We start from the raw sequence: 26,983 nt of genomic DNA, 5'->3' as shown, positions 1-26,983 counted from the left end.
ACGGGTCGCTGTGAAGACGATCGCTGTTGTCGCGCATCAGAAGAAGACGCTCGGCGCGGGTCTCGACCGGCTACGGTCGCTGCTGGCCGAGCACCACGACGGTGAACTGCTCTGGTATGAGGTCCCCAAGAGCAAGAAGGCGCCCAAGGCGGCCAAGGAAGCCCTCAAGAAGGGGGCGGAACTGGTGTTCGTCTGGGGCGGCGACGGGACCGTGCAGCGCTGCGTCGACGTGCTGGCCGGTTCGAAGGCCGAGGTCGCCATCCTGCCCGCCGGAACGGCCAACCTCCTCGCCCGCAACCTGGGCGTCCCCACCGACCTCGACGAGGCGGTCCGCATCGGGTTCCACGGCCGCCGCGAGCGGCTCGACCTCGGCAAGCTCAACGGGGAGCACTTCGCCGTCATGGCGGGGGCCGGGTTCGACGCCGAGATGATCGCGGACGCCGACCGGGGCCTCAAGGAGCGCATGGGCAAGCTCGCCTACTGGTGGACGGGCCTGCGCCACGCCGGTTCGAGCGTCGTCGCGACCCGCATCGACCTCGACGGCGAGCGCTGGTTCGAGGGCGACGCGAGCTGCGTGCTGTTCGGGAACGTCGGCACGGTCGGCGGCGGCATCGAGGCCTTCGACGACGCCAAGCCCGACGACGGGTGGCTGGAGGTCGGCGTGTCCACGGCCAAGGGGCCGATCGAGTGGGCGCGCACCCTCGGCCAGATGTCGGCGGGACGCTCGGACGAGTCGCCCTTCCTCCGCATCACCCGGGCCAGGAAGGTGACGGTCCGGTTCGCGGAGCCGACCACGTACGAGATGGACGGCGGCGCGCGGGGCCGGGCCGACAAGCTGAAGGTGAAGATCGTCCCCAAGGCGATCACCTTCTGCGTCCCGGAAGCGGCCCCGATCGCCAAGAGCGCCTGACATACAAGGGTCCCGGCCGGTCTCCCCGGCCGGGACCCTGAGTAATAACGGCCCCGCCGGTTCGGTCCGGCCGGGCCCTTCGGTCAGCCCTGCATGCGGCGCGAGCCGCCGGACGAGCGCCGCGTCGGCGTCGCCGCCCGGCGCGTGGTGCCCCCGGCGGAGCGGGTGGTGCGGCGCGCGCTCGAGTTGGTGCTGCCGCCGGCCCGCGTGGTGCCGGTCGAGCGGCCCGTGCCCGTGCGTGAGGTGCCCGTGCGGGAGGTGCCCGTCGACTTGCTCGCCGAGGTCCGGGAGGTCCCGGTGGTGGAGCGCGCCGACGGAGTCCGCGAGGTCCCTGACGTCGAGCGGCCCGTCGTGGCTCTCGCGGTGGTGGCCGAGCGGCCTGACGTGCTCCGGGACGTGCCGGATGTGGCCGCCTTGCGGGTGCCCGTCGTGGTGCTCGTGCGCGACGAGCTCCGGTTCGGGGTGGTCGCGGCGGAGCGGCGTGAGGCGCTGCGGGTGGCGCCGGTCGTGGCGCGGCCGGTGCGGGACCTCGTGGAGGTCGCAGTGCGGCTGGTGCGGCGCGGGGTGGTGGTGGCGCGGGCCGACGGCAGGGCCATCGTGTCCGCGGCCAGGGCGGCGCCGACGATGCCGGCCTCGTTCAGGAGTTTGGCCGGGACGACCGGGGTGCGGAGGTCGATCATCGGCAGGTACTTGTCGCTCTTCTTGCTGATGCCGCCGCCGAGGACCATCAGGGCGGGGCTGAAGAGCATTTCCATATGGCGCAGGTACTGGCCGATGCGCTTGGCGTATTTGTCCCATGACATGTCGCGTTTGTCGCGGGCGGCGTCGGACGCCCTCGACTCGGCTTCCTTACCCTTGAGTTCGAGGTGCCCGAACTCGGTGTTGGGCACCAGCCTGCCGCCCATGAAGAGCGCGCTGCCGATGCCGGTGCCGATGGTGAGGACCAGGACGACGCCCTGGTTGTTCTTGCCCGCGCCGAAAGCCATCTCCGCCAGCCCGGCGGCGTCGGCGTCGTTGATGACCATGACGCTCTTGAGTTTCTTGCCGAAGAGCTTCTGGGCGTCGACGCCGATCCACGACTTGTCGACGTTCGCGGCCGTACGGATCTCTCCGTCGACCACCACCCCCGGGAAGGTGATGCCCACCGGGCCTGACCACTCGAAGTGGTCGACGATTTCTGACACGACCTCCGCGATCGCCTTCGGCGTGGCCGGCTGCGGGGTCGGAATTCGGTGGCGCTCCGCCGTGAGTTCGCCCGTTTTCGTGTCAACGGGCGCGCCCTTGATTCCGGAGCCGCCGATGTCGATGCCGAGAACGTTCATACTCGGAGCGTTACCCGGAAGTAACACCCTCATGCCCCCATACCAGCGCCTCCGGCTCGGGTAACGGACACCGCGCGGCCGGTCACGTCCCTTTCCCCGGACAGGCGGGACGCGTGGTTTCCTCGCTGCGCACGAGGTTCCCGACGACGAGGCGGTTGGTCGCCCCACCTTCCCCCGCGGCGCGCTCCGCCCGGTCGGGGTCGGCCGATTCCGGGAACGGCCTTGACCGTTTCCAGGGGAACCGCCGGGCGCGGACCGGCGGTTCCCCTGGGTCGCGGGGCCGCTAGACGTACACTCCGAGCTCCCAGAGCGAGTAGCCCCACGCCGTGCCGCGCTGCGTCATCTCCACGCGGACGTACCTGGCGGTCGCGGTCAGGTTGACGCTGTCGAAGCCGCCGTCACCCGTCGTGGTGGCGAACGACTCGGTCCACGTGGTTCCGTTGGTGCTGGTCAGGATTTTGTACGACTTCCCGAACGCCCCTTCCCAGGCCAGCTGCACGTGCTTGACCGCCTGGCTGGAACCCAGGTCGACCTGAATCCACTGCGGGTCGGCCCACTCGCTGGCCCACCTCGAGGTGTAGCTGCCGTCGGTGGCCCGCGCGGGGTTGAACGGCCCGCCGTCGCCGGTCGCCTGGAAGGTGGAGGCGGTCGTGGTCTTGCCGACCGCCACGTTCGTGCCGGACACGACCGGCGGCACGACGCGGAACGACTTCGTCTCGATGCCGACGTTGCCGTGGCCGTCGTAGGCGTACACGTACACCTTCCAGACGCCCATGGCCTGCGGCGCGGTCACCGAGAAGCGGCCCGGGGCCGTCTCGGTGAAGCGCACGTGGTCGAAGCCGCGGTTCCCGTTGACGTGCTTGTTGGAGAACATCAGGGTGTAGCGGATCAGGTCGCCGTTGGGGTCGGTCGTGTTCGTCTCGACGACGAACTGCGAGCCCGCCGGGACGGCCGTCTGGTTCTGGACCGTCATGGAGTTGATCTCCGGCGGGGTGTTGGCCGAGGCCACGCCGGTGTAGGCCCGCTTCAGCGAGTGGTAGCCGTGCCGCCGCCAGCCGCCCGTGAGGGTGTTGAGCCAGACGCCGCCGAAGTCGTTCTCCAGGCCGTAGTGGAACTGGGTGGCGCCCAGCGCCACGCCGGTGTGGTTGTGGATGGCGTTGTAGCTGGCCGTGTACATGTCGCGCTTCTGCAGGTCGGTCGGCTCGGTCGGCACCCCGTTGACGTCGTCGGGAACCTCCCACTCGCCGTCGGGCCCGGCCTCGGTGACGATGTACGGCTTGGTGTAGCCGCCGGCGATCCAGTCGGTGCGGACGGTGTGGATCGCGCCGTAGGAGTTGACCGCCAGCAGGTCGAGCGCGGGCGAGTGGGCCTTGTAGTAGGTCCACGCGAAGGTGTACGCGTCGGTCGAGGTCACCGGGTGGTTGGGGTCGGCCGCCTTGATGGCGACCGCGACCTCGTTGACGAACTGGGCGTAGGCGATCCGGCGCGCCTCGACGGTGGCGGCCGGGAGGCCGTGGTCCTGCATCGTCAGGATGACCTCGTTGCCCACGTCCCACATCAAGACGCCCTGGCGGCCCTTCAGCGCGTTGACGCGGGCCACGATCTCGGCCTTCACGGCGGTCTTGTACGCCGTGTCGTTCACGTAGTCGGCGCCCTGGTTGAGCCAGTGGCCGACGATCACCTTGATGCCGTGCTGGGCGGCCTTGTCGAGCAGGGCCGGGGTGGCGTCGTCCACGCCCCAGATGCGGATCGTGTTGACGCCCATGTTCTTCAGGTCGCGCATGTAGCCGTCGCCGGCGCCCTGCGGCGGGCCGTAGGTGAGGCCCTTGACCTCCCACGGCTGGCCGTTCACCTGGAGCTGCCAGTTGCCCTGGGTGCCGGTCACCCGGACCACCGAGGGCCCGGCCGGGGTCGCCGGGTCGGTCATCGCGGCCGGGGTGGCGCCGGTCTGGCGGGCGACCTGGACCCAGTCGACGCTCAGCACGCCCCCCGGCGTGGTCGCGGCCGTCGGGGTCGTCTGACCGGCCAGCGCGTTCGGCAGCGAACCGCCGATGGCCAGGTCGAGGCGCAGGTAGAAGCCATGGTGGATGGCCGCCTGCCAGGCCGCCACGCCGACCTGGGACTCCCTGACGACCCAGGTCTGCCGGCCGTCGAGGTAGAAGCGGATCTCCTCGTCGGTCTTGGTGCGGTCGATGACCTGCGTGTACTCGTGGTAGCCGGTCTGGCAGCCGGTGCACGACGCGAAACCGCTGGTCCGGCCGTCGTACTCGTTGCAGACGCCCTGCGGGGCGGTGCCGCAGTGGAGGGTCTGGGCGAGCTGGCTCCGGCCGTTGACGTTGGTCATGATGTCGGTCTCGCCGACCCCGGGCCAGTTGGTGTGGTTGCCCCGGTAGGCGGCTCCGGTGGCACGGAAGCCGGGCCAGTAGCCGAGGGCGTTGGCCACGTCGGGCTGCTTGATGCGGGCGCTGAACCGGAGCATCTGGCCCGGCTGCGGGGCGAAGTCGGTGCGCTGGGTCTCGACGCGGCCCGAGGTCCAGTTCCCGGCGCCGTCGCGCAGCGCCTTGATCTCCAGGAAGCCCTGGCCGTTGAGCGCGACGTTGGCGGTGGAGGCGCTCATCGTCTCGACCTCGCCGGTGCCCCAGTTGGCGGCGCCGCCCGGGTACTGGGTGCCGGTGCGCAGCAGCCAGTTGGCGGCCGACGGGGAGGTGCCGGAGCCGCCGGTGAAGTCGTCGCGCCAGACCTCGGTCCAGGTGCCCGGGTCGGGGTCGGGATCCGGGTCAGGGTCGGTGCCGCCGCCGGAGTGGACGGCCATCTCCCACAGGCTGTAACCCCAGCCGGAGTTGCGCGCGGTGCCGTGCATGCGGATGTAGCGGCCGGTCCCGCTCACGTTGATCGTCTGGGTGCCGCCGGCGCCGGTCGTGGTGCTGTGGAGGTCGGTCCAGGTCGCGCCGTCGGTGCTCGACTGGATCTTGTACGCGGTGGCGTAGGCCCCCTCCCAGGTCAGCACGACCTTGCAGACCGGCAGCGCCGAGCCCAGGTCGACCTGGACCCACTGCGGGTCGCTGTAGGCGCTGGACCACCGGGTGGTCGCCGAGCCGTCGAACGCGGCGCTCGCGGGGGTCCCGGCGTTCTCGACGCTGGACGCGGTCGCGGTCTTGCCCTGGGCGACGTTGGCGGTGCCGCAGGCGCCGGTCCCGGGGTCGGTGGCGCCGGGGCCGAAGATCTGGAACTCCCACAGCGAGTAGCCGTAGCCGGTGCCGCGCTGGGTGCCGTAGAGGCGGACGTACCGCCCCGAACCGGTGACGTTCAGCGTCTGGACGCCGCCCGTGCCGGTCGTGGTCGAGTAGACGTTCGTCCAGGTCGTGCCGTTGTCGCTGGTCTGGATGCTGAAGGCGCGGCCGTAGGCGGACTCCCAGTTGAGCACGACCTGGCTGATCTGCCGGGTCGAGCCGAGGTCGGTCTGGATCCACTGCGGGTCGCTGAAGCCGGATGCCCAGCGGGTGGCCGGGTCGCCGTCGAAGGCCGCGCCGGGGCCGAAGGCGCCGCCCTCCGAGGAGGAGGCGGTCGCGGGTCTGCCCTGCGAGATCGGCGGGTCGGCGGCCGCCGCCGGTGAGGTGACGGCCAGCCCGGACGCGATGAGCGCGACCAGGGTGGCGATGAACAGGCCTAAGCGGTACACGGCCGCTCCTTGGGGGGTGTCAGGGGGCTATGCGAGTTGGAGAGCGCTCTCCAAATCAAGAGACTCGCGCGGGCGGCTGACAGGTGTCAAGGGCCCAATCCCTCGCCGGGAAACCTCGCGGAAACACCCGGAAGGGTCGCGAAAGGACGTCAACGCAGGTGGAGAGCGCTCTCCATCCTCCAATCGCCAGTCCGAAACCACCGCTTTGACCTGCAGTAAGACCAAATCTGACGAAGATCGGGCCGTGGGGAGGCTGTCAAGAGGGCGGCGGAAATCAGGCGCGAAACTGCAGGCCGTTACCTCGGCGTCATGAAACGTAATGAAATTTCGCCCGTTTCCTTGACCCCTCGGAAAACGCGTCCATAGCCTCGCTGAAGGGCGTAGTGGGAGCGCTCCCAAATCATCGCGGGGGGCGCGGATTCGTGCTGTCCGCAAAGCGCGGGACGCGGACGGCCGGAGGCCGGTCGTGATGCGTGTCGCGGATCTGCCCCGAAGCAGGGCCCCTACGAATGCGGAGTCATCTGTTGACCAGTCTTTCCCCGGCCAAACAGGCACTTCTGTCGCGACGGCTGCAACGCCGGGCCGTCGCCGGGACCATCGCTCCACGCTCCCCCGAGGTCAGCCCGCCCCTCTCCCACGCGCAGGAGCGCCTCTGGTTCCTGGAGCACTACCGGGCGGGGACGACGGCGTACACGATCCCCTTCACGGCCCGTCTCACCGGCGCCCTCGACGAGCACGCCTTCGCCGCCGCGGTGACCGAGGTGTCCCGGCGGCACGAGAGCCTGCGCATGCGCTTCCTCGCCTCCGACGACGGGCTGCCCGAGGTGGTGGTCGACGAGGACCCGGCGACCGAGTTCGTGTTCACCGAGGCCGCCGGCGAGGCGGCCGCCCGCGAGCTGATGGCCGCCACGCTGGACCGCCCCTTCGACCTGACGGCCGGGGGCCTGCTCCGCGTCCTGCTCGTCCGGCTCGCCCCCGACGACCACGTCATCCTGATGGCCGCCCACCACGCGGTCACCGACGGCTGGTCGGGCGAGATCCTGCTCCGCGAGCTGCTGACCCTGCACGCCGGGGAGGCGCTCGACCCGCTGCCGATCCAGTACGGCGACTACGCGCTGTGGGAACGCACCCGCGACCACGCCGGCGACCTCGCCTACTGGAGGGAGCGGCTGGCCGGGGTGCCGCCGCTGGAGCTGCCGCTCGACCTCCCCCGCCCGGCCGAGCAGACCACCACCGGGCGCGGCCACCGGTTCCGGGTGGACACCGCTCTGCTCAACAGGTTCGCCGACCAGGGCGTGACGCCCTACATGGCGATGCTGGCCGCGCTCCAGATCACCCTCGGCAAGTGGTCGGGCCAGCGCGACTTCGCGGTCGGCTCCCCGGTCAGCGGGCGTCCGCTCCCCGAGCTCGAACCGCTGGCGGGCATGTTCGTCAACACGCTCGCGATGCGGGCCGACCTGTCGGGCGACCCGACCTTCGGCGAGTACCTCGTCCGGGTCCGCGACTCCTGCCTCGACGCCTACGCCCACCAGGAGCTGCCGTTCGACAAGCTGGTCGGCGAGCTGCGGGTCGAGCGCGACGTCAGCCGCTCGGCGGTGTTCCAGGTTCTGCTGGCCCACCAGGGCTACCAGCCGCCGGGTGACCACGGGCTGAAGGTCTCCGCGTTCCACCCCGAGGTGACGGTCAGCCGCTTCGACCTGGCCTTCTACCTGTGGGACGACGACGGCCTGGTCATCTACAACCCCGACCTGTTCCACCCGGAGACCGTCGCGCGGCTGACGGAGTCGCTGACGGCCGTCCTGGCCACCGCGCCCGGGACCCGGCTGTCGGAGGTCGACTGGGTCCCGGACGAGGCCGGGGTGCTGGCCCTCGGCGTCGCGGCCCCGGCCGAGCCGCTGCCCGCCCGGCTGCTGCACGAGCTGCTGCCGGTCACCGACGCCACGGCGGTGGTGCTCGGGGGCGACGCGCTGACGTACCGGGAACTGGACGCGCGGGCCAACCGCCTGGCGCACCGGCTCCAGTCGCTGGGGGTGCGCCCCGGCGACCGCGTGGCCGTCTGCCTCGACCAGTCGACCGGCCTGGCGGTCGCGCTCCTCGGGGTGCTGAAGGCCGGGGCCGCCTACGTGCCGCTCGACCCGGAGCAGCCGGACGACCGGCTGGCCTACCTGATCGCCGACTCGGGGATCCGCGTCTCGGTCACCGAGCGCGCGCTGCCCGGCGGCACCACCGGGACCGCCCCCCTCGTCGACGGCCCGGACACGCCCGTGACCAGCGAGGTGACCCCCGGCGACCTCGCCTACGTGATCTACACCTCCGGCACGACCGGCCGTCCCAAGGGCGTGGCGGTGCAGCACCGGGAGGTGCTCACCTACCTGTCGGGCGTGCGGGAGCGGTTCGGGATCGAGGACGGCAAGGTCTTCGCGCTGCCGCAGTCGCTCGCCTTCGACTTCGGCGTGACGGTCTTCTACCTGTCGCTGATGACGGGCGGCACCCTGCACCTGATCCCGCCGAAGTCGACCGACCCGTGGCCGGTCCGCCCCGACTACCTGAAGATGACCCCCTCCCACCTGGCCGCCCTCGACGTGGAGCTCCCGAAGGAGCTGCTCATCCTGGGCGGCGAGGCCTCGGCGATCGGCTGGGCCGGCGAGCTGGCCCAGCACTGCCGGGTGGTGAACCACTACGGCCCCACCGAGGCCACCGTGGGCGTGACCACCTACGAGGTCCCGCCGGGCCAGACCGGTCAGACGACCGTCCCGATCGGCCGGCCGCTGCCGGGCGCGCGGGTCTACGTCCTCGACGAGCACATGCGGCCCGTCCCGGCCGGGGTGACGGGGGAGATCTATCTCGGCGGCGACCGGCTGGCCCGCGGCTACCTGGGCAAGCCCGCCCTGACGGCGGAGAAGTTCCTGCCCGACCCGTTCGGGCCGCCCGGATCCCGCGTCTACCGGACCGGTGACCTGGGCCGGTGGACCGCCGACGGGGTTCTCCAGTTCCTCGGGCGGCGCGACCTCCAGGTCAAGATCCGGGGCTACCGGGTCGAGCTGAGCGAGGTCGAGACGGTGCTCGCCGAGCATCCCTCCGTCATGCAGGCGGTGGTGGAGCTGCGCGACCAGCGGCTGGTCGCCTACCTGGTGGGCGACGACGTCCCGGCGGCCGACGTGCGGGCGTGGGTGAAGGAGCGGCTGCCCGACTACATGGTCCCGGCGCGGTGGGTGTGGCTCGATGCGCTGCCGCTCAAGTCCCACGGCAAGGTCGACCGCGCGGCGCTGCCCTCGGCCGACGAGCCCCCGCAGACCGGGCTGGCCGAGCCGGAGACCGAGGCCGAGGAGACGATCGCGGCGATCTGGGCGGCGGTGCTGGGCCTGGAGCGGGTCGGGGTGACCGACGACTTCTTCGACCTGGGCGGCCACTCGCTGCTGGCCATGCAGGTCGTGGCCCGGATGCGGAAGGCCGGGCACCCGATCACGCTGATGCAGTTGTTCACCCATCCGACCGTGCGCGACCTGGCCCGGTCGGATGCGGGGTCCGGCGGGCTGCTGCACCGGCTCACCCCGGCGCGCCCGGTCACCGCCTCGCTCGTCTGCGCGCCCTACGGCGGGGGCAGCGCGGTCGTCTACAAGCCGCTGGCCGACGCGATGCCGGCCGGCTGGGCGCTGCACTCGATCGCCGTCCCGGGCCACGAGCTCGGCGAGGAGCCGCGTCCCTTCGAGGAGGTCGCCGAGGAGGCCGCCGCCGAGATCCTCGCCACCGTCGAGGGCCGGATCGTCCTGTACGGCCACTGCGGCGCGGGCACCACTCTGGTCGCGTCCATCGCCCGCAGGCTGGAGGCGGCGGGCCGTCCGGCCGAGGCGATCTACCTGGGCGGGGTGTTCCCGTTCACCCGGCCCCGGGGGCTGTTCGCCCGGTTCGGCGAGTGGCTGGAGGACCACGGCAGCGACCAGTCCCGCATCAACGGCCTGGTCGCGGCGGGCCTGGACGTGGCCGAGTTCGAGCAGGCGGAGCTGGAGCTGATCGTCCAGAACCGGCGGCGGGGCACCCGGGAGGCCGAGCGCTACTTCGCCCGGCTCTTCGAGGAAGGCGCGCCGCCGCTGTCGGCGCCGGTGATCGCGGTGGCCGGTGAGCGCGACCCGGTCGTGGAGTTCTACCAGGAGCGCTACCGCGAGTGGCACTGCCTGTCCCAGGTGACCGCGTGCGTGGTCCTGGACGAGGCCGCGCACTACTTCGTGAAATACCGGGCCGAGGAGCTGGCCACCATCCTCACCACCGTCCACCCGGACCTGGACGTCGAGGACTCGGCGAGCCTCCAGAGGGCCAAGGGGTCGGACACGTGGTGGGTCGAGGGGGTCTCCCGGGTCACCCCCGGGCAGCCGGCCGGGCTGCCCGGCGCGGACGGGCCCGCGCCCAGCATGAAGCGGTTCCTGGTGCTGGCCGCCGGTCAGCTCGTGTCGATGACCGGTTCGGCGCTCACCGAGTTCGCCATCCCGCTCTGGATCTATCTGGAGACCGGCTCACTGGCCAACTTCGCGCTGTTCTCGGTGCTCGGGCTGCTGCCGGGCCTGCTCGCCGCGCCCCTCGCGGGGGCCGTCGTCGACCGGTTCAGCCGGCGGGCGGTGCTGATGGGCGCGGACATCGCGGCGGGCAGCAGTCAGCTCGCGCTGGGGCTGCTCGTCTGGACTGGAACCATACAGATCTGGCATGTCTACCCGCTCCTGGTGACGCTCTCGATCGCGCTCACCTTCCAGCGGGTCGCCTACGCGTCGGCGATCCCGCAGATCGTGCCGAAACGGTTCCTCGGGCACGCCAACGGCGTCGTCGGGATGGCCACCGGGGTCGCCCAGCTGGTGGTGCCGCTGGTCGCGGCGGGTCTGCTGGCCGTGGTCGGGCTCGGCGGGATCCTGGTGATCGACGTGGTCAGCTACGTCGTGGCGATCTCGGTGCTGGCCGTCATCCGGTTCCCCCGGACGATGGCGTGGCGGCGGCGCGAGACCGTGCTCAAGGAGATGGCCGAGGGGTTCCGCTACACGTGGGGGCATCTGGGGATCCGGCGGATGCTGCTGTTCTTCGCGGTGGTCAACCTTTTCATGTCGCCGCTGTTCCTGCTGGTCTCGCCGCTGGTGCTCAGCTTCGCCGAGCTGGGCGACGTGGGCCGGGTGACGTTCTTCGGCGGGCTCGGGGTGTTCCTCGGCGGGCTGGCGATGACGTTCTGGGGCGGTCCGCGCCGGCTGCGGCTGCGGGGGCAGCTCCTCGCGACGCTGTCGCTGTCGTGCTTCGCGCTGGTGATCGGGGCCAGGGAGAGCCTGGTCGTGATCGCGATCGGCGTGTTCGGGATGTTCGCCTCATTGACCGTGCTGAACGGGATCTACAACACGATCATTCAGGTCAAGGTTCCGCAGCGATTCCACGGCCGGGTCTTCGCTCTGAACCAGCTTGTGGCCTTTTCGACACTGCCCATTGGTTATGGGCTGATCGCCCCGTACGGGACTGCGCTATTTGAACCGTTGATGGCGGATCACGGGCCTCTGGCCTCTACGGTTGGCATGATCATCGGGACCGGGGAAGGGCGTGGGATCGCTCTCATGTACGTCCTCTTCGCCCTGGTCATGGCGGCCGCGGTCGTCGTCGGCACGCGGATGCGGCGGTTGTGGAATTTCGATCTGGAGGTTCCGGACGCCATCCCCGACGATGTCATCGGGTTCGCAGCACTTCATGCAAAAACGCGCAGCACGGAGGAAAAGTGAACGAAGAGCGGATCATGCGGCTCTGGAGCGACATTCTCGGTATTCCGGTCACGTCCCCGGACGACGACTTCTTCGACATGGGCGGCCAGTCGCTCGCGATGGTGCAGTTCCTGGCCCGGGTGGAGAGCGAGTTCGGCGTCGTGCTGCCGATCGAGGTGCTGTTCGCGGGCGACCTGACCGCGTCCGGGGCGGCACGGGCCATCCAGGAGATCCTCGACGAGGAGGGCGAGGACGTCGACGCGCTGCTCGCCGAGGTCGACGCCCTGCCGGCCGGGGACATCCGGGCGCTCACCGGAGACCGCACGTGGCACGAGTGATCATGTCCACGCACGGCAGCCACGGTGACGTGCTGCCGTTCGTGGCCCTCGGGCGGGCCCTGCGCGACCGGGGCCACGAGGTCGAACTGCTCTCCCACGCGCCGTTCCGCGACCTGGCCGAGCGCGAGGGGCTGGCGTTCACCGCCATCGACACGGCGGAGGCGTACGAGGCGAACCTCTCGGACACCCCCCCGCTGCTGGGGGCGGGGCTGCCGCGCTGGCGCGCGTACTACGAGGCCAACGGCCTGTTCGAGCAGATCGCGTTCGAGACGCGGCACACGATGGAACGATACGTTCCCGGCGAGACCGTCCTGGTGGGGCGGCACACCACCGCCGTGTCGACCCTGTTCGCGGCCGAGGCGCTCGACGCCCCGGCGGCGTGGGTGGCGGTGACGCCGATCCAGTACATGTCCGAACGCGGCATCGCGCACATGTACGCCCAGACGATGACCGACCACTTCGACCGGATCCGGGCCGGGATCGGGCTGCCACCCGTCAAGGACTGGGCGGCCTGGTTCGCCTCCGCCCACCTCGACGTGGCGCTCTGGCCGTCGTGGTTCGACCAGGCCGGGACGCCCGCCCCCAAGCGGGTCCGCCTGACCGGCGCGCCGCTCGGTGACGCCTCGGGTGAGCAGGTCCTGCCGCCCGAGGCGGAGGAGCTGCTCGACCGGGACGCCGTCCTGGTCACCGGCGGCACCGGCCGGATGCTGCACGACCGCTTCTACGAGGTCGCGGTCGAGGCCTGCCGGGCGGTCGGACGGCCCGCGCTGCTGGCCGTGCGGCACCGCGATCTGGTGCCCCAGACGCTGCCCGACGGGATGCGCTGGTTCCCCGGCCTGCCGTTCCCGCAGGTCGTCCCGAGAGTGGGGGCGATCCTGCACCACGGCGGGATCGGCACCCTGATCCGGGCGGCCACCTCGGGCACCCCGCAGGTCATCCTGGCCCACGGCTTCGACCGGGCCGAGAACGGCGCCCGCGTCGCGGCGGCCGGGCTCGGGTCGTGGCTGCCCGAGCAGCGGTGGTCCGCCGAGGAGGCGGCGGCGCTGCTGAAGGACGCCCTGACCGGGCCGCGCGTCCAGGTGCCCGCCGACGGCGGGCTCGGGGCGGCGGCCGAGGCCATCGAGGGGCTGGCCGGGAGCACCACGCCCTACTCGGCCCGACATCTACTCACCCGGGCGGAGCGCCTGGCGCTCGCCCGCCGACTGCGTTCAGGAGAGACGGCATGACGCCGGCCCAGTTACGCGCCTGGTTCCTCCAGCAGTTCGACCCCGAGGACGCCGCCTTCAACCTGCACCGGGTGCGGCTGCTGACCGGGCCGCTCGACCCGGTCGCGCTCGAAGGGGCGCTCACCTCGGTGGCCCGGCGGCACGAGACGCTCCGGACCCGTTTCCCCGCCGTCGACGGGCGGCCGGTGCTGGTCGTCGAACCCGCCGCGCCGGTCGAGGTGGAGTGGCTGCGGGCCTCCTCCGACGAGGAGGCCGAGCGGCTGGTCGCCGAGCGGACCAACCGGCCGTTCGACCTCGTCTCGGAGCTGCCGTTCCGGGTGTCGGTGGTCGGGCTCGCGCCCGAGCGGCACGTGCTGGTGCTGGTGGTCCACCACATCATCGCCGACGGCTGGTCGCTGGACGTCCTCATGGACGACCTGGCGGTCTTCTACGGCGGCGGCGAACCCGCCCCGCTGGAGATCACCGCCCGGGAGCACGCCGAGCAGACCCCGGAGGTCGACCCGAAGGAGCTGGCGTACTGGCAGGAGCGCCTGGCGAACCCGCCGACCCTGGAGCTGCCCGCCGACCGGCCCCGCCCGGCCGAACGGATCGGGCACGGCGACGAGATGGCGTTCCGGATCCCGGCGCCGCTGGTCTCCCGGCTCTCCGAGGTGGCCCGCACCTCGCGCTGCACCCTGTTCGCGCTGCTGCTGGCGGCCTACCAGGTGCTGCTGTCGCGGCACTCGGGCCAGGACGACGTGACCGTCGGCGTGCCCGACGGCGGGCGCGACACCGAGGAGGCCCACGCGCTGGTGGCGGGCCTGTCGGGGATGCTGGTGCTGCGCGGCGACCTGTCGGGCGACCCGCCGTTCCAGAAGTTCCTGCGCGGCACGATGGGCTCCCTGCTGGGGGCGCTGTCGCGGCGGCGGGTGCCGTTCGAGCGGCTCGTCGAGGAGCTCGACATCGGCCGCGACCTCAGCGTCACGCCGTTCTACCAGACCACGCTCACCCTGCACCCGGGCGAGCTGGAGCGCGTGCAGCACTTCTCCGGGCTGACGGCGACGCCGTTCCCGCACGGGTGGAAGTGGGTGCGCTGCGACGTCGCGGTCGACGTCTTCTGGGCCGGCGACGACAGCGGCGACCTGGTGACCGTGGTCCGCTACGACACCGACCTGTTCGACGAGCCGACCGTGAAGGCCCTGTTCGAACGCTTCCTGGTGCTGCTGGACGGCATCGCCGACGACCCGTCGCTGCCGCTCTCGCGGCTCCCCCTCATGACCGCCGACGAGCGGGACCGGCTCGTCGCCACCTGGAACGCCACCGGGCGGCCGATCCCGGTGCCGCTGCCCCGGCTGTTCGCCGCCCAGGTGGCCCGCACCCCCGACGCGGTCGCCTTCTCCGACGGCGAGACGTCGCTCACCTACCGGGAGCTCGACGAGGCCGCCGCGCGGATCGCGGGGCGGCTCGGCGACCGGCGCGGCTCGGTGGTCGCGGTCTGCGTCGACCGGTCGGTGCGGGTGCTGCCCGCGCTGCTGGGCGTGATGCGGTCGGGGGCGGCGTACCTGCCGATCGATCCCGACAACCCGCCGGCCCGCATCCAGTACATGCTGGAGGACTCCGGGGCCGTCCTGGTGCTGGCCGACGAGGGCCCGGCCGGGCGGTTGCCCGCCGGGGTCGAGGTCGTCCTGGTCTCCGAGGCGCTGCGGGCCGAGCCGGTGGGCGGGTTCCCGCCGGGGCCGGACGACCACGCGTACACGCTCTACACCTCCGGCTCCACCGGGCGGCCCAAGGGCGTCGTCATCCGCCACTCGGCGCTGGCCAACTTCCTGGCCGGGATGGCCGACCTGCTCGGGTCGGATCCCGGGCAGGTCTGGCTGGTGCTGTCGTCGGTGTCGTTCGACATCTCGGCGCTGGAGCTCTACCTGCCGCTCATCGGCGGGGGCCGGGCCGTCATCGCCGGACGCGACGTCGCGGTCGACGGCGCGGCCCAGATCAAGCTCATCGGCGACGCCGGGATCACCCACATCCAGTCGACGCCGTCCGGCTGGCGGGTGCTCATCGAGGCCGGGTTCACCGACCCCGGGATCACCGGGCTGGTCGGCGGCGAGGCGCTGCCCGAGGAACTGTCGCGCGAGCTGCGGCCCCGGCTCGGCCGCCTGGTCAACGTGTACGGCCCCACGGAGACCACCATCTGGTCGACGACCTGGGAGGTCCCGCCCGGCGGCGGGGAGCCCAGGATCGGGCGGCCGATCGCCAACACCACCTGCTACGTGGCCGACCGGGCGGGCGGGGTCGCGCCGACGTTCGTGGCCGGGGAGCTGCTGATCGGCGGGGCCGGGGTGGCCGACGGCTACCACGGCCGCCCGGAGCTGACCGCCGAGCGGTTCGTCGAGTTCGAGGGCGAGCGGGTCTACCGGACCGGCGACCGGGCCCGGTGGGGCTTCGACGGGAACCTGGAGTTCCTCGGGCGGATGGACAACCAGGTCAAGGTCCGCGGGTTCCGGGTCGAGCCGGGCGAGGTCGAGGCGGCGATCCTCACCTGCCCGGGGGTCGACCAGGCGGCGGTGACCGCGCGGGGCGACATCCTCGTCGGCTACATCGTCGGCGACGCCGACCTCGGCGACCTGCGCGACCACCTGGAGAAGATCCTTCCGGCGTACATGATGCCGGCGCTCTGGACCCGCCTGGCCGCGATGCCGATGACCATCAGCGGCAAGGTCGACCGCAAGGCGCTGCCCGACCCGGTGGCCGAGAGCGCGGCCGAGTTCGTCGAGCCGCGCACCGACGCCGAACGCCTGGTGGCCGACATCTGGCAGGAGGTCCTCGGGCTCGACCGGGTCGGCGCGCTCGACGACTTCTTCGCCGTCGGGGGCCACTCCCTGATCGCGGTACGGGTGGCGGCGCGCATCCGGGCGATCATCGATCTCGACGTGCCGATCCGTTACCTGTTCCTCCGCCGGACGGTCGAGGAGCTGGCCAGGACCATCGAGGACCTGCTGACGGAGGAGCTCGACGGGATGAGCGAGGAGGAGGCCGCGCGGCTGGTGGATTGACGCTGGTGGATTGACAGGGGAGGTCCCGGATCCCTTCAATGGAGAGCGCTCTCCAAACCTAGCCTCGGGGGGATCTGTGGACCTTGTCCGGCTGCTGTCCGGGTCGTCGGTGTGGCGGACCGCCGCGGAACCGCTGCTCGGGCTGCCCGAGCTCGTCATGTCCGACGGCCCGGTCGGGGTGCGCGGCCCCGGCTGGGACGAGCGGCGCACCTCGCTCGTCCTGCCCTCGCCGACCGCCCTGGCGGCGACCTGGGACCCCGGCCTCGTCCGCGACCTCGGCGCCCTCCTCGGCGCGGAGGCCCGCCGCAAGGGGGTCGACGTGCTGCTGGCCCCCAACCTCAACCTGCACCGGTCGGCGCTCGGGGGGCGGCACTTCGAGTGCTTCTCCGAGGATCCGCTGCTGACCGCGCTGATCGGGGCCTCCTACATCGCCGGGGTGCAGTCGCGGGGGGTCGCGGCGACCGCCAAGCACTACGTGGGCAACGAGGCCGAGACCGAGCGGATGAGCTACGACTCGGTCATCGGCCCCCGGGTCCTGCGGGAGGTGTATCTCGCGCCGTTCGAGGCGGCGGTGGCGGCCGGCGTGTGGGTGGTGATGTCGGCGTACAACCAGGTCAACGGGGCTCTGATGGCGGAGAACGCGCTGCTGCGCGACCCGCTGAAGACCGAATGGGGCTTCGACGGGGTGGTGGTGTCGGACTGGGGCGGCGTCCGCTCGACGGAGGCCTCGGCCCGGTCCGGCCAGGACCTCGCGATGCCGGGGCCCAACGACTTCTGGGGCGACCCGCTCCGCGAGGCCCTCCGCAACGGGACGGTCCCCGAGGCGGCCGTCCACGACAAGATCGCCCGCCTGAGGCTGCTGGCCGAACGCGTCCACCGCGCCGACACGCAGGCACGAACCGGTTCGCGGGCGGCGCGCTCGACCCGGAACGACGCGACATTCGAACCCTCCCCCGGATCAGCGGCGCAGACGGAAGGCGGTGCGCCGTGGGACGCGCCAGCGCCGCTACCGCTCAGCCAAGCCAACGGGACCTCGATGCCTCTCGCCGAGCGAGTGCAGCGGGCCCGGGGCGGGTTCTCTCCGGAGGTCACCGGGCCGGAGATTCCCAACCCACCGGCCGGAGATCCGGCGGAACTCGCGCTGCTGCGGCGGGCGGTGGCCGACTCGTGTGTGCTGCTCAAGAACGACGACGGGCTGCTGCCGCTGGCCACGCCCCGGGTCGCGGTCATCGGGGCCCACGCGGCGCGGACCCGGATCCAGGGCGGCGGGAGCGGCGGCGTCTATCCCTCCGGGGTCGTCTCGATCCTCGACGGGCTGCGGAAGGTCGTGCCGGACCTGGTCTACGCCCCCGGGGTCGACATCCAGGCCGGGCCGACCCCGGTCGGCGACGTGTGGGTGCGGATGCTGGGCGACGACGGCGAGGAACTGTCGGTCGAGGACCGGCGGACCGGGTGGCTGCCGGAGCCGTCGGTCGTCGAGGGCACCCGGACCGTCGAGGTCAGCTCCTTCCTCCGTCCCGAGATCTCGGGACACTGGCGGCTGTCCGTCGCCGGGTGGGGGCGGCTGACCCTGTCCGTCGACGGGCGGCGGGTCCTCGACGCGGACGTCCCGTGCGACAGCGACGACCCGGCCACCGTCCACCTGAAACCGCCGTTCCGGCACGCCTCCGTGTGGCTGGAGGAGGGCGTGGAGGTCCTGGTCACCGGCACGCGGGCGATCGAGCCGCACACCGGGCGCGCCTGCGTGCTGGCCGCCGACCCCCCGGCGGTGGACGACGACGACGCCATCCGGGAGGCCGTCGACGCCGCCCGGGACGCCGACGTCGCGATCGTCGTCGTGGGGACCACCGAGGAGATCGAGAGCGAGGCCTGCGACCGGACCTCGCTCGCCCTGTCCGGGCGGCAGGACGACCTGGTGAAGGCCGTGGCCGCCGTGCGCAGGACCGTGGTCGTGGTGAACTCGGGCGGGCCGGTCGCGATGCCGTGGCGGGACGAGGCCGCCGCGCTGCTGCTGTGCTGGTTCCCCGGCCAGCAGGGGGGCCACGGGGTCGCCGACGTGCTCACCGGGCGGCGGGAGCCGGGGGGCAGGCTGCCGACGACCTGGAGCGACGTCCCGCTGGTCCCGGCCGCGCCGGTGGACGGGCGGGTCGTCTACGCCGAGGGGCTGGACGTCGGCCACCGCGGCTGGCTGACCGCCGACCGGTCCCCGAGCTACTGGTTCGGCCACGGCCTGGGCTACACGACGTGGTCCTACGAGGACCTCGCCGCCGACGGCGACCACGTCAGGGTCAGGGTGCGGAACACCGGCGAGCGGCCGGGGCGGGAGGTCGTGCAGGTCTACCTCTCCAAGCCGGGTTCGGGGATCGGGCGGCCGGCCCGGTGGCTGGCCGGGTTCGGGGTCGCGCGGGCCGAGCCCGGAGAGGCGGTGGAGGTGGCCGTCGCGCTCCCCCCGAGGGCCTTCCAGCACTGGGAGGGGGACGGGTGGCGTACGGAGGAAGGGGAGTTCGTCGTGCACGCCGGACGGTCGGTGGTCGATCTGCGGCTTAAATGCGTTGCGTCCCCACCCTCGTGACCGATATTTCTAGGGGTCAACACAGAAAGGAGGAAACAATCATGTTCGCAATCTTTGTGCCCGTTTCCTCCCGACAGGGCGTGGTGTGACCGGGCACTTCCGTGAAGGAAGCCCATGCGTGAGATCCGGCCGCTCGAAGGCCGTCACGAGCTCGACCTGTTCCGTCGTTTCCCCTCGCCGCTGAACGCGGAGTTCGACGCCGACCTCCAAGCGGGCCGCCGCCGGCTCGACTGGATGTGGATCGCCCTCCGCGACGGCGAACCCGTCGCCCGCCTCGCCTGGTGGCGCCGCGACGCCACCGAGAAGCCCCTGCTCATGGACGTCTTCGACCTCGCCACTCCCGAAGACGGCCTGGCGCTGCTGGAACACGCGTTCCCGCAGGTCGTCGAGGGCACCCCGCCGCCGTTCCTGCGGTTCGTGCCGCCCGACTGGCGCGACCGTGACACGACGTGGCTGGAGACCCTGGAGAAGGCGGGGGCCCGGCCGCTGGTCGAACGCCTCCGCCTCGAATGGCGTCCCGGCACGCCCGTCGCCGCCACCACCCTGGAGTTCCGCGAGCCACGGGACCGCGAGGAGCTGGTCGGCCTGATGACCAGGGTCACCGAGGCCAGCCTCGACGCCCACACCCAGGCGGAACTGAAGACCATGACCCCGCGCGAGCAGGCCGAGGCGCAGTACGACGGGGAACTGGCCCTCTACCGTTCGCCCCGCGAGTGGTGGCGGGTCGTGATCGCCGACGGCGAGCCGGCCGGGTTCGTCATCCCGGCCAGGAACGCCTACAACCCGATCATCGCCTACATCGGCCTCGTGCCGGAGCACCGCGGCAGGGGGCTGGTCGGCGAGCTCCTCGCCGAGGGCACCCGGGTCCTGGCGGCAGAGGACGTTCCCAGGATCCGCGCCAGCACCGACGTCACCAACGTCCCGATGGCCCGCGCCTTCGCCAAGGCCGGCTACGTCACCATCGAGCACCAGGTCGACATGGTGTGGGGGGAACCTGTGTGAACTGCATGTTTCCGGCGTGGTCTTGACAAGGTGAGATGACACGGCCCACTCTCCTTTGGAGAGCGCTCTCCATCACCCCCCTTCTTGTCCGAGGAGACGCCGTGCATCCACGAATACGCCTGAGCCTGATCGTCGCCACCCTCGTGGCGACGATCGCGGCCGGGCTGGCCGTCATCGCGCCCGCGATGGCGGCCGACGCCCTCATCTCCCAGAACCGCCCCGCCACCGCCTCGTCGAACGAGGGCGACGGCTACGCCGCCGGGGCCGCCTTCGACGGCAACACCGGCACCCGCTGGGCCAGCTCCTTCAGCGACCCCCAGTGGATCCAGGTCGACCTGGGCGGCAGTGCCACGATCTCCCAGGTCGTGCTCCAGTGGGAGGGCGCCTACGGGAAGTCCTTCAAGATCCAGACCTCCGCCGCAGCAGGCGGGCCGTACACGGACGTCTACTCCACCACCACCGGCGCGGGCGGCACCCAGACGCTCAACGTGACCGGCTCGGGGCGGTACGTCCGCCTCTACGGCACCCAGCGCGGCACCGGCTACGGCTACTCGCTGTGGGAGTTCAAGGTCTACGGCACGGGCGGCTCCGGCCAGCAGCCGGTCCCGAGCCCGACGTTCACCGACCCGGTCACCCACCGCGAGTTCCAGGCCAACTGCTCACTCACCCAGCACCGCCCGGACGACCCGATCGTCTACCCGAACCTGCCGGGCGCCTCGCACATGCACACCTTCGTCGGCAACACCACGACGAACGCGGCCAGCACCTCGTCGTCGCTGCTCAACGGCTCGACGTCGTGCACCAACCCGCATGACAAGTCGGCTTACTGGTTCCCCAGCTTCTACAAGGGCGACCAGCTGATCGCCCCGACCGGCCACCAGGTCATCTACTACAAGTCCGGCATCCACGAGTACTGGCGCGTGGTGCCCTTCCCGCAGGGCCTGCGCTTCGTCGTCGGCAGCCCGACCGCCACGCTCGCCGAGTTCCGCGACTCCCCCGGCCGGGTCGAGGGCTTCGAGTGCGGCAACCTGTCCTTCCAGTGGGACATCCCGGCCAACTGCCCGGCGGGCAGCCAGGTCAACGTCCGCTACCAGGCCCCGAGCTGCTGGGATGGGGTGAACCTCGACAGCGCCAACCACAAGAGCCACATGGCCTACCCGGTCGGCGGCTACTGCCCGTCGTCCCACCCGGTGGCGGTCCCGATGCTCGAATTCAAGATCGCCTTCCCGGCGAGCGGAGACCTGTCGAACGCCAGGCTGTCGAGCGGCCGCGGCTACTCGTGGCACTACGACTTCTTCAACGCCTGGGACGACCCGGCCATCCTGGCCGCCCTGGTCCGCCACTGCATCAACGGCGGCCTCCAGTGCAACCCGCGCGGCTACGACCTCTACAAGCCCCACCGAGGCGCGGCCCTGACCGAGAACTTCGAACTGCCCTGACCGACAGCTCCCGGCCCGGCGCGGCCGGGAGCCTCCGTGAAACGTTCACCCGGTACTAGCCCCTTCTCCGTACGGCCACCGCCGAGATTGGGCGATCCGCCCCCGACGCCGTTGAATAGCCGGAATGCGGGAGATCTTCGTCGGGCGTGAGGCGGAACTCGCCTGGCTGGCGGCCACGAAGGCCCACGTGGTCGGGATCGACGGCGAACCGGGCGTCGGCAAGACGGCGCTGGCCCGCCGGTTCGCCGCGGCGCAGGAGCGGCCCGTCTTCTGGGCCGCCGCCGACGAACACGAACCGGAGCTCGCCTGGGAGGGCCCCGAACCAGTCTTCCACGACTGCGTGGTGGTGGTCGACGACGCCCACTGGGCCGACCGCGACCAGCTCACCGCGCTGCGGCTGGCGATCCGCCGGCGGCCGGACGTGCTCGTCGTCGTCATCGGCGACCTCGACGCCCTGGGCGACGCCTGGCGGCGGCTGCTCGGCGACCGCGTCGTGCTGACGGGGCTGCCGCCCGAGGACCTGATCCGGCTGGCCGCGCTCACCGGGCATCCGGAGCTGTCGGCCGCCGGGGCCGCCCGGCTGCACGACCACACCGGCGGCCATCCCCTGCACGCCCGCCACCTGCTCGACGAACTCGACCCGCACACCCTCGCCTACGGCTCGGGGCCGCTGCCCGCCCCCCGCTCGTTCGCGACGGCCGTGCGCGAACGGCTGCGGGAGTGCTCCCCCGAGGTCAGGACGCTGCTGGAGGACGGCGCGGTGCTCGGGCGCCGCTTCCCCGCCGACTGCGCCGAGGCGGTCGCCACCGGGCTGGTGCGGCGGACCGGGCAGGGGCTCGAGTTCACCAGCGCCCTGGTGCGCGGCGTCGTCTACCACGACATCCCCGCCGCCCGGCGGAAGTCGCTGCACGCCCGGCACTCCTCGCTGCGGCACCGGATCGCCGCCGCCGACCCGCCCGACGAGGCCCTCGCGGCCGAGATCGCCCTGGAGGCGGCCCGGTTGCAGGGCGACTCCCGCACCCAGGAGGCGGCCGTGCTGCTGGCCGGGTCGCTGCCGCTGACGCGGGACCGGCGGTTCCGGCTGGTCGCGCTGGAGGCGATGCTCGTGGCCGGCGACCTGGCCCGGACGCTGCCCCTGCGCGACTGGCTGGCCGCCGACCCCGGCAGATGGGCCCGTTACGTCCACGGCTACCAGACCCTCCTCATGGGCCAGGTGGCCGAGGCGCGGACCGTGCTCCTCGACGCGCTGGCCGCCGCCGAGGAGGGCCCGGACGACCTCGACGCCCGGATCAGCACCCAGCTCGCCATCATCGGCGTGATCACCGTCTCCTACGACGACATGATCACCTTCGGCGGCCGGGCGGTGGACGGCGCCAGGGAACCCTGGGTGGCCGCCTTCGCCTGGTTCGCCAGGGCGCTGGGCCTGGCCGTCGCCGGGCGGGCCCCCGAGGCGCTGGAGTTCCTGGCCTCCGCCGACGCCCCCGGCGCCCCGGCCGGGCTCGACGGCCTGGTGGCGCGCGGCATGATCCGCCTCTGGCGCGACGACCTCGACGGCGCCTGCGCCGACCTGCGGCTGGCCGTCCAGCGCGCGGCCGGCGGCGAGCCGCTGCGGGTCGGCCAGGCCCTCGGCTTCCTCGGCGAGGCCCTCTACCGGCGCGGGGAGCTGGCCGAGGCGGTGCTGCACAGCGAACTCGCCGTCGCCGACGCCCAGGACAACGGCCGGATCTGGGACTACGCCATGCTGCACGCCCAGGCCGCCTACCCGCTGGCCGCGATGGGCGAATGGGTCCGCGCGGGCGCCCACGCCGAGGAGTCGGCCCGCTGGGCGAGGGCCACCGGCATCCCCGCCGCCCGCGTGTACGCCGCCGCCGCGGCCATCGCCATCGCCCGCGCCCGCGACGACCCCTCCTGGGCGCTCCAGGCCTCCGGCGAGCTGGCCGGGATCTATCCCGCCGGGGAACCCGGCACCCACCTGCTCGGGCCGGTCCGCGAGGAGGCCCTCGCCCAGCTGGGCCAGCCCAGCGACGACCTGAAGTTCCCCGAGGGCCTGGGCCTGTTCCGGGCCCGGGGACGCATCGCGATGGCCCACGGCGACCACGAGCAGGCGCTCGCCTGTTTCGCCCAGGCCCGCGTCCACGCCGCCCCGTTCCCGCTGGAGCGGGCGGTCATCGACCTCCTCGTGGGCCGCTGCCAGCTGCTCCGGGGGCGGACGAAGGCGGCCGAGCGGGCGTTGCGGGGGGCGTACCGGGAGTTCGAGAGGATCGGCGCCCGCGCCTACCAGGACCTGGCGCGTGGCGCGGGCCTGGCCGTCGACGGACCCGAGCGCCCCTTCGACGACCTCACCCCGGCCGAGCGCGCGGTCGCCGACCTGGCCTGCGACGGCCTGACGAACCGGGAGATCGCCCAGCGGCTGTTCGTCAGCGTGAAGACGGTCGAGTTCCATCTCGGCCACGTGTTCCGGCGGCTCGACATCGCCTCGCGGCGGGAGCTGCGGGAGCTGGGGTCGGGGCCCGCGATCCCTGGGGTCTGACCCTGAAGCCCGGGGACGGCCCCGCCGCCTACCCTCGCGCCATGCTGCGCAAAGCGATCATCATGATCACCACGACGGTGCTGATCCTGACCCCGGTCTCCGCCGAGGCCCACCCCCGGCCGACCAACGGCTTCGCGAAGTGGGGCCCGTGGAACCAGAAGCTGCCCCGCGACGTGCCGCTGGCCCCCAACTCCCAGGCCATCGTGGACAACATCAAGCTCGACAAGGAGCAGAACTATGGCAGCTGGGCCATCAACACCGACGAGTACTCGGCGCCCATCTACACCGTCGGCCGGCACACCCCGCGCCAGCGGTGGCGCTTCTCCGACTGCCTCGGCCTCCCCCACCTGGCCCCGGTCATCGCCGATTCGCTGCGCTCGGTGCCGACGCCCCCGGACCTGATCGTCTCCAAGGGCACCGACGCGTCGGTGGCCATCTACCAGCCGTCGACCGACACCTACTGGGACTTCTGGCGCGCCGAGAAGGACGCGCAGGGGAACTGGTCGGCCTGCTGGGGCGGCAAGATCGAGAACTACTCGCGCAATCCCGGCATCTTCGACAACCCGCTGGGCGCGACGGCCACGGGCCTGCCCTTCGGGGCCTTCACCATCCGCATCGAGGAGCTCCAGCGGGGCCGCATCGACCACGCGCTCAACATCGTGACCGTCCGCACCCGGGCGAACTGCAACAGCTGGCCCGCCTCCCGCAACGACGGTTTCGTCGAGGGGGCCGACATCCCGTGCGAGGGCCAGCGCTTCCGGCTCGACCCGGCCTTCGACGTCTCCACCCTCACCTCACCGGCGGCCCGGACCATCGCCCGCGCGATGCAGGAGTACGGCCTGATCATGACCGACAAGGGCGGCGCGCTGGTGACGTACGCCGAGGACCCGCGTCCGTACATGGCCCGCAACGGCGGCGTGGACCCCTACTTCAAGCTGTTCGACCCGACGGACATCATCTCGCCGGACGGCCCGGAGAAGTACCTCGTCCTGTCGGAGATCCCGGTGGAACGCCTCCAGGCCCTGCCCATCGACTACGGCAAGGGCCACAGCCGGTGGTAGGACGGTTCGTCGCCGGTGGTGACGCGCTCGCCGTCGGCCTCGATCCAGGCGTGGAAGGTATACGGATCGGGCAGCACCCCGAAACACCAGTCGGCCCGGCGGCCCAGGAAACCCGCCCACAGCACCGTGGCCAGGGAGATCTGGAGGCAGGCCGCGCGGCCGGGGAACCACCCGGCGGCCCGGCTCACCTCGGCCACCATGCGCCGGGCCCGCATCGGGTCGAGCGGCCTGCGCCCCCGGCCCGCGACCGAGGCGACCCGGTGGGCGACCTTGAACGGGAGCAGCAGCAGGAGCGCGGCCACCACGAGGAAGCCCGCGGCCTTCACCCCGGGACGGCACGGCGCTTCGGCCGCCATCGGCACGGCCACCGGTCCGGGACCGTGAGATGAGGCGGGCCCGACGCCGCCGGGGACCAGGCCCGCCTGCCGCAGGTCGTTCAGCAGGGTGTCGACGTCGGCGCGCAGCCGGTCGCCGGGGACGGCCGGATAGCGGGAGGCCAGCGCGGTGACCGCGTCGTCGCGGCTGCCGCCGGTGCTGAGGACGCTCCAGGTCATCAGGCCGGGCGGGTTGAGGACGTGGCACTCACCGGAGCGGACGTCGACGAGCACGAGGCCCCGCTCGTCGTCGAGCAGGTGGTAGATCATCGCCGCAGCCACACCTCAAGGGCGACGAGCCTGCCGAGGGCGCTCAAGGGGACCTGCGCCCCCGCGTTGAGCCGGGTCAGCGTCGCCGTGACGGCGGCCGGGTCGATCACGCCCAGGTCGGCGAGCCGCGAGTCGCGCAGCAGCGCGGCGATCTCCGGCCGGGCGGCGCGGGCCCCCGCGTACTCCTCCGCCTGGTAGGCGCCCTTGGTGCGGCGGGTCAGCACGTCGGCCGGGACCAGCCCGGCCAGCGCGCCGGCCAACTGGGGCTTGGCGCGGGCCGGGTCGGGGCGCGGCTGCGGACCGGCGAGGACCGCGCCGACCACCGCGTCGTCCAGGTAGGGGGCGTGCACCGCGACGCCGAGCCGGTCGCCGAGCGTGCGGAGGAACCGCTGGGCGGCGGCGGCCGAGCGGACCGCCACGAGCCTGGCGTGGCGGGCGGGCGTGATGCCCTCGGGCATCCGCCGGGCCGTCTCCCGGTCGGCGGCGAGGTCGGCGAGCGCGGCCCGGGTCGGCGCGGTCAGCCAGCCCGCGGCCTCACCGGACACGCTCCACCAGCCGACCGCCTCCCCCGGCCGGGACGGGGCGGCGACCGGACGGGCGAGGAACCGGCTCAGCCCGCGCAGCGCCCGGCCGTGGGAGGTCACCGCGAGCCGGGCCGCCCGCGCCGCCAGGTCGAGCGCCGAGGCCTGCCGCATCCGCCCCAGCCGGGCGCTGTGCCCGGCCCAGTTCCGCAGGTCACCGCGTCTGAACAGGTCGGCGAGGGAGGAGGGCGGCGGCTGGAACAGCGCGTCGGCGCCCTCTCCGGTCAGGTGGGCGGGCGAGCCCTTCGCGCGGGCCCAGTCGAGCCGCAGCGCCGCCCGCCGCCGGGCGAGCAGGCCGGACGCGGGCCAGTCGAGCCGCAACTCCGGGTCTTCGGCGAGGCCCTGGTAGGGCAGCGTCCGGCGGTCCCCGGTCACCACGTCGAGGCTGATCCGGTCGCTCAGCCGGGCGGCCCGGCGGGCCTCCGCCAGGTCGGCAGTCGGCACGCCGGGATGGTGGTAGACGACCGCCTCCACCGGCCCGCGGGCGGCGGCGAGGAAGGCCAGCGAGGTCGAGTCGATCCCCCCGCTGAAGTCGGAGGTCACCCCGGCTCCGCGCCCGCGCACCGCCTCGACGAGCACCTCCCGCACCGGACGGCCCTCGGCGGGAGGCGGGGGCTCGTGCACCCCGACGCCGGTGAAGTAGGAGCGGCCGATCGTGAGCGGGAGCACGTGGGGGCAGGCGATCTGGACGGCCGCCGCCACGGGGTCGGGGGGCCGGGAGTGGAGCGCGGCCAGGAGGGTGGCGTGGTGGGCGACGAGGGTCTCCTCGCCGCGTACGGAGAAGAACAGGGGGAACTGGCCCGCGCGGTCGGAGCGGACCTCGACCCGGTCGGCGGTGACGGTCACGCAGGAGCAGGCGCCGGGCAGGTCCCGCACCGGGGCGGTCCGCAGTTCCCGTTCGGTGGCCAGGACATGGCCGAGGAGGAGCAC

Annotated in this window: 14 protein-coding genes; 10 read left to right on the top strand and 4 right to left on the bottom strand. The window is 72.7% G+C overall.

Annotation, left to right across the window (positions count from 1 at the left end):
* The first annotated feature begins 10 nt into the window (after positions 1-10).
* Complete coding sequence (locus AW270_RS06600; protein WP_061291751.1) at positions 11-910, top strand: diacylglycerol/lipid kinase family protein; 900 nt, start codon at positions 11-13, stop codon at positions 908-910.
* Positions 911-993: 83 nt separating this feature from the next.
* Here AW270_RS06600 and ppgK read toward each other — a convergent pair whose 3' ends face one another.
* Together ppgK and AW270_RS06590 are read right to left on the bottom strand one after the other, a co-directional pair.
* Positions 994-2,232 carry a polyphosphate--glucose phosphotransferase gene (ppgK, locus tag AW270_RS42080; protein ID WP_063819119.1) on the bottom strand — a complete coding sequence of 413 codons (1,239 nt, stop codon included), beginning with the start codon at positions 2,230-2,232 and terminating at the stop codon, positions 994-996.
* A gap of 283 nt (positions 2,233-2,515) precedes the next feature.
* The gene (locus tag AW270_RS06590) at positions 2,516-5,911 is read right to left on the bottom strand and encodes a discoidin domain-containing protein (protein ID WP_061291749.1); all 3,396 of its coding nucleotides are present in this window, start codon (positions 5,909-5,911) and stop codon (positions 2,516-2,518) included.
* Between the two features lie 524 nt (positions 5,912-6,435).
* Between AW270_RS06590 and AW270_RS06585 the strand changes: the two genes are divergently transcribed.
* The 9 genes from AW270_RS06585 (at position 6,436) to AW270_RS06545 (ending at position 24,828) form a co-directional block, all read left to right on the top strand.
* Entirely contained in the window at positions 6,436-11,649 is a 5,214-nt protein-coding gene (locus tag AW270_RS06585; protein ID WP_245674591.1) for a non-ribosomal peptide synthetase/MFS transporter, read from the top strand.
* Entirely contained in the window at positions 11,646-11,966 is a 321-nt protein-coding gene (locus AW270_RS06580) for an acyl carrier protein (protein WP_061291745.1), read from the top strand. Before AW270_RS06585 ends, AW270_RS06580 begins: the two co-directional genes overlap by 4 nt.
* On the top strand, positions 11,954-13,192 hold the full coding sequence (locus AW270_RS06575; protein WP_157521739.1) for a glycosyltransferase: 1,239 nt from the start codon (positions 11,954-11,956) through the stop codon (positions 13,190-13,192). Before AW270_RS06580 ends, AW270_RS06575 begins: the two co-directional genes overlap by 13 nt.
* Positions 13,189-16,224: a non-ribosomal peptide synthetase gene (locus tag AW270_RS06570; protein ID WP_061291741.1), complete on the top strand. Its 3,036-nt coding sequence runs from the start codon at positions 13,189-13,191 to the stop codon at positions 16,222-16,224. The genes AW270_RS06575 and AW270_RS06570 overlap by 4 nt, the downstream gene beginning before the upstream one ends.
* A 76-nt stretch (positions 16,225-16,300) precedes the next feature.
* The gene (locus AW270_RS06565; RefSeq protein WP_061291739.1) at positions 16,301-18,796 is read left to right on the top strand and encodes a glycoside hydrolase family 3 C-terminal domain-containing protein; all 2,496 of its coding nucleotides are present in this window, start codon (positions 16,301-16,303) and stop codon (positions 18,794-18,796) included.
* A 114-nt stretch (positions 18,797-18,910) separates the two neighbouring features.
* Positions 18,911-19,798 carry a GNAT family N-acetyltransferase gene (locus tag AW270_RS06560; protein WP_061291737.1) on the top strand — a complete coding sequence of 296 codons (888 nt, stop codon included), beginning with the start codon at positions 18,911-18,913 and terminating at the stop codon, positions 19,796-19,798.
* Between the two features lie 101 nt (positions 19,799-19,899).
* Positions 19,900-21,237: a DUF1996 domain-containing protein gene (locus AW270_RS06555; protein ID WP_245674590.1), complete on the top strand. Its 1,338-nt coding sequence runs from the start codon at positions 19,900-19,902 to the stop codon at positions 21,235-21,237.
* A 124-nt stretch (positions 21,238-21,361) separates the two neighbouring features.
* The gene (locus tag AW270_RS06550; protein ID WP_061291735.1) at positions 21,362-23,767 is read left to right on the top strand and encodes a helix-turn-helix transcriptional regulator; all 2,406 of its coding nucleotides are present in this window, start codon (positions 21,362-21,364) and stop codon (positions 23,765-23,767) included.
* Positions 23,768-23,808: 41 nt separating this feature from the next.
* Positions 23,809-24,828 carry a hypothetical protein gene (locus AW270_RS06545; RefSeq protein ID WP_061291733.1) on the top strand — a complete coding sequence of 340 codons (1,020 nt, stop codon included), beginning with the start codon at positions 23,809-23,811 and terminating at the stop codon, positions 24,826-24,828.
* On the opposite strand, the gene AW270_RS06540 is transcribed toward AW270_RS06545, so the two are convergent.
* Together AW270_RS06540 and AW270_RS06535 are read right to left on the bottom strand one after the other, a co-directional pair.
* A complete protein-coding gene (locus AW270_RS06540; protein ID WP_061291731.1) occupies positions 24,801-25,472 on the bottom strand; it encodes a lasso peptide biosynthesis B2 protein in 672 nt (223 codons plus the stop codon). The genes AW270_RS06545 and AW270_RS06540 overlap by 28 nt on opposite strands.
* Entirely contained in the window at positions 25,469-26,983 is a 1,515-nt protein-coding gene (locus tag AW270_RS06535) for an asparagine synthase-related protein (RefSeq protein ID WP_061291729.1), read from the bottom strand. Before AW270_RS06535 ends, AW270_RS06540 begins: the two co-directional genes overlap by 4 nt.

The sequence above is a fragment of the Herbidospora cretacea genome (assembly GCF_001570605.1).
Classification (GTDB): Bacteria; Actinomycetota; Actinomycetes; order Streptosporangiales; family Streptosporangiaceae; genus Herbidospora; species Herbidospora cretacea.
The sequence above is the reverse complement of the archived record's forward strand: the minus strand, read 5'-3'. Positions and strand labels throughout refer to the sequence as shown.

Coding starts and splice junctions, on each gene's coding strand:
- AW270_RS06545 (WP_061291733.1), top strand. CDS start 23,809: ATGCTGCGCAAAGCGATCATCATGATCACCACGACGGTGCTGATCCTG.
- ppgK (WP_063819119.1), bottom strand. CDS start 2,232: ATGAACGTTCTCGGCATCGACATCGGCGGCTCCGGAATCAAGGGCGCG.
- AW270_RS06560 (WP_061291737.1), top strand. CDS start 18,911: ATGCGTGAGATCCGGCCGCTCGAAGGCCGTCACGAGCTCGACCTGTTC.
- AW270_RS06550 (WP_061291735.1), top strand. CDS start 21,362: ATGCGGGAGATCTTCGTCGGGCGTGAGGCGGAACTCGCCTGGCTGGCG.
- AW270_RS06540 (WP_061291731.1), bottom strand. CDS start 25,472: ATGATCTACCACCTGCTCGACGACGAGCGGGGCCTCGTGCTCGTCGAC.
- AW270_RS06570 (WP_061291741.1), top strand. CDS start 13,189: ATGACGCCGGCCCAGTTACGCGCCTGGTTCCTCCAGCAGTTCGACCCC.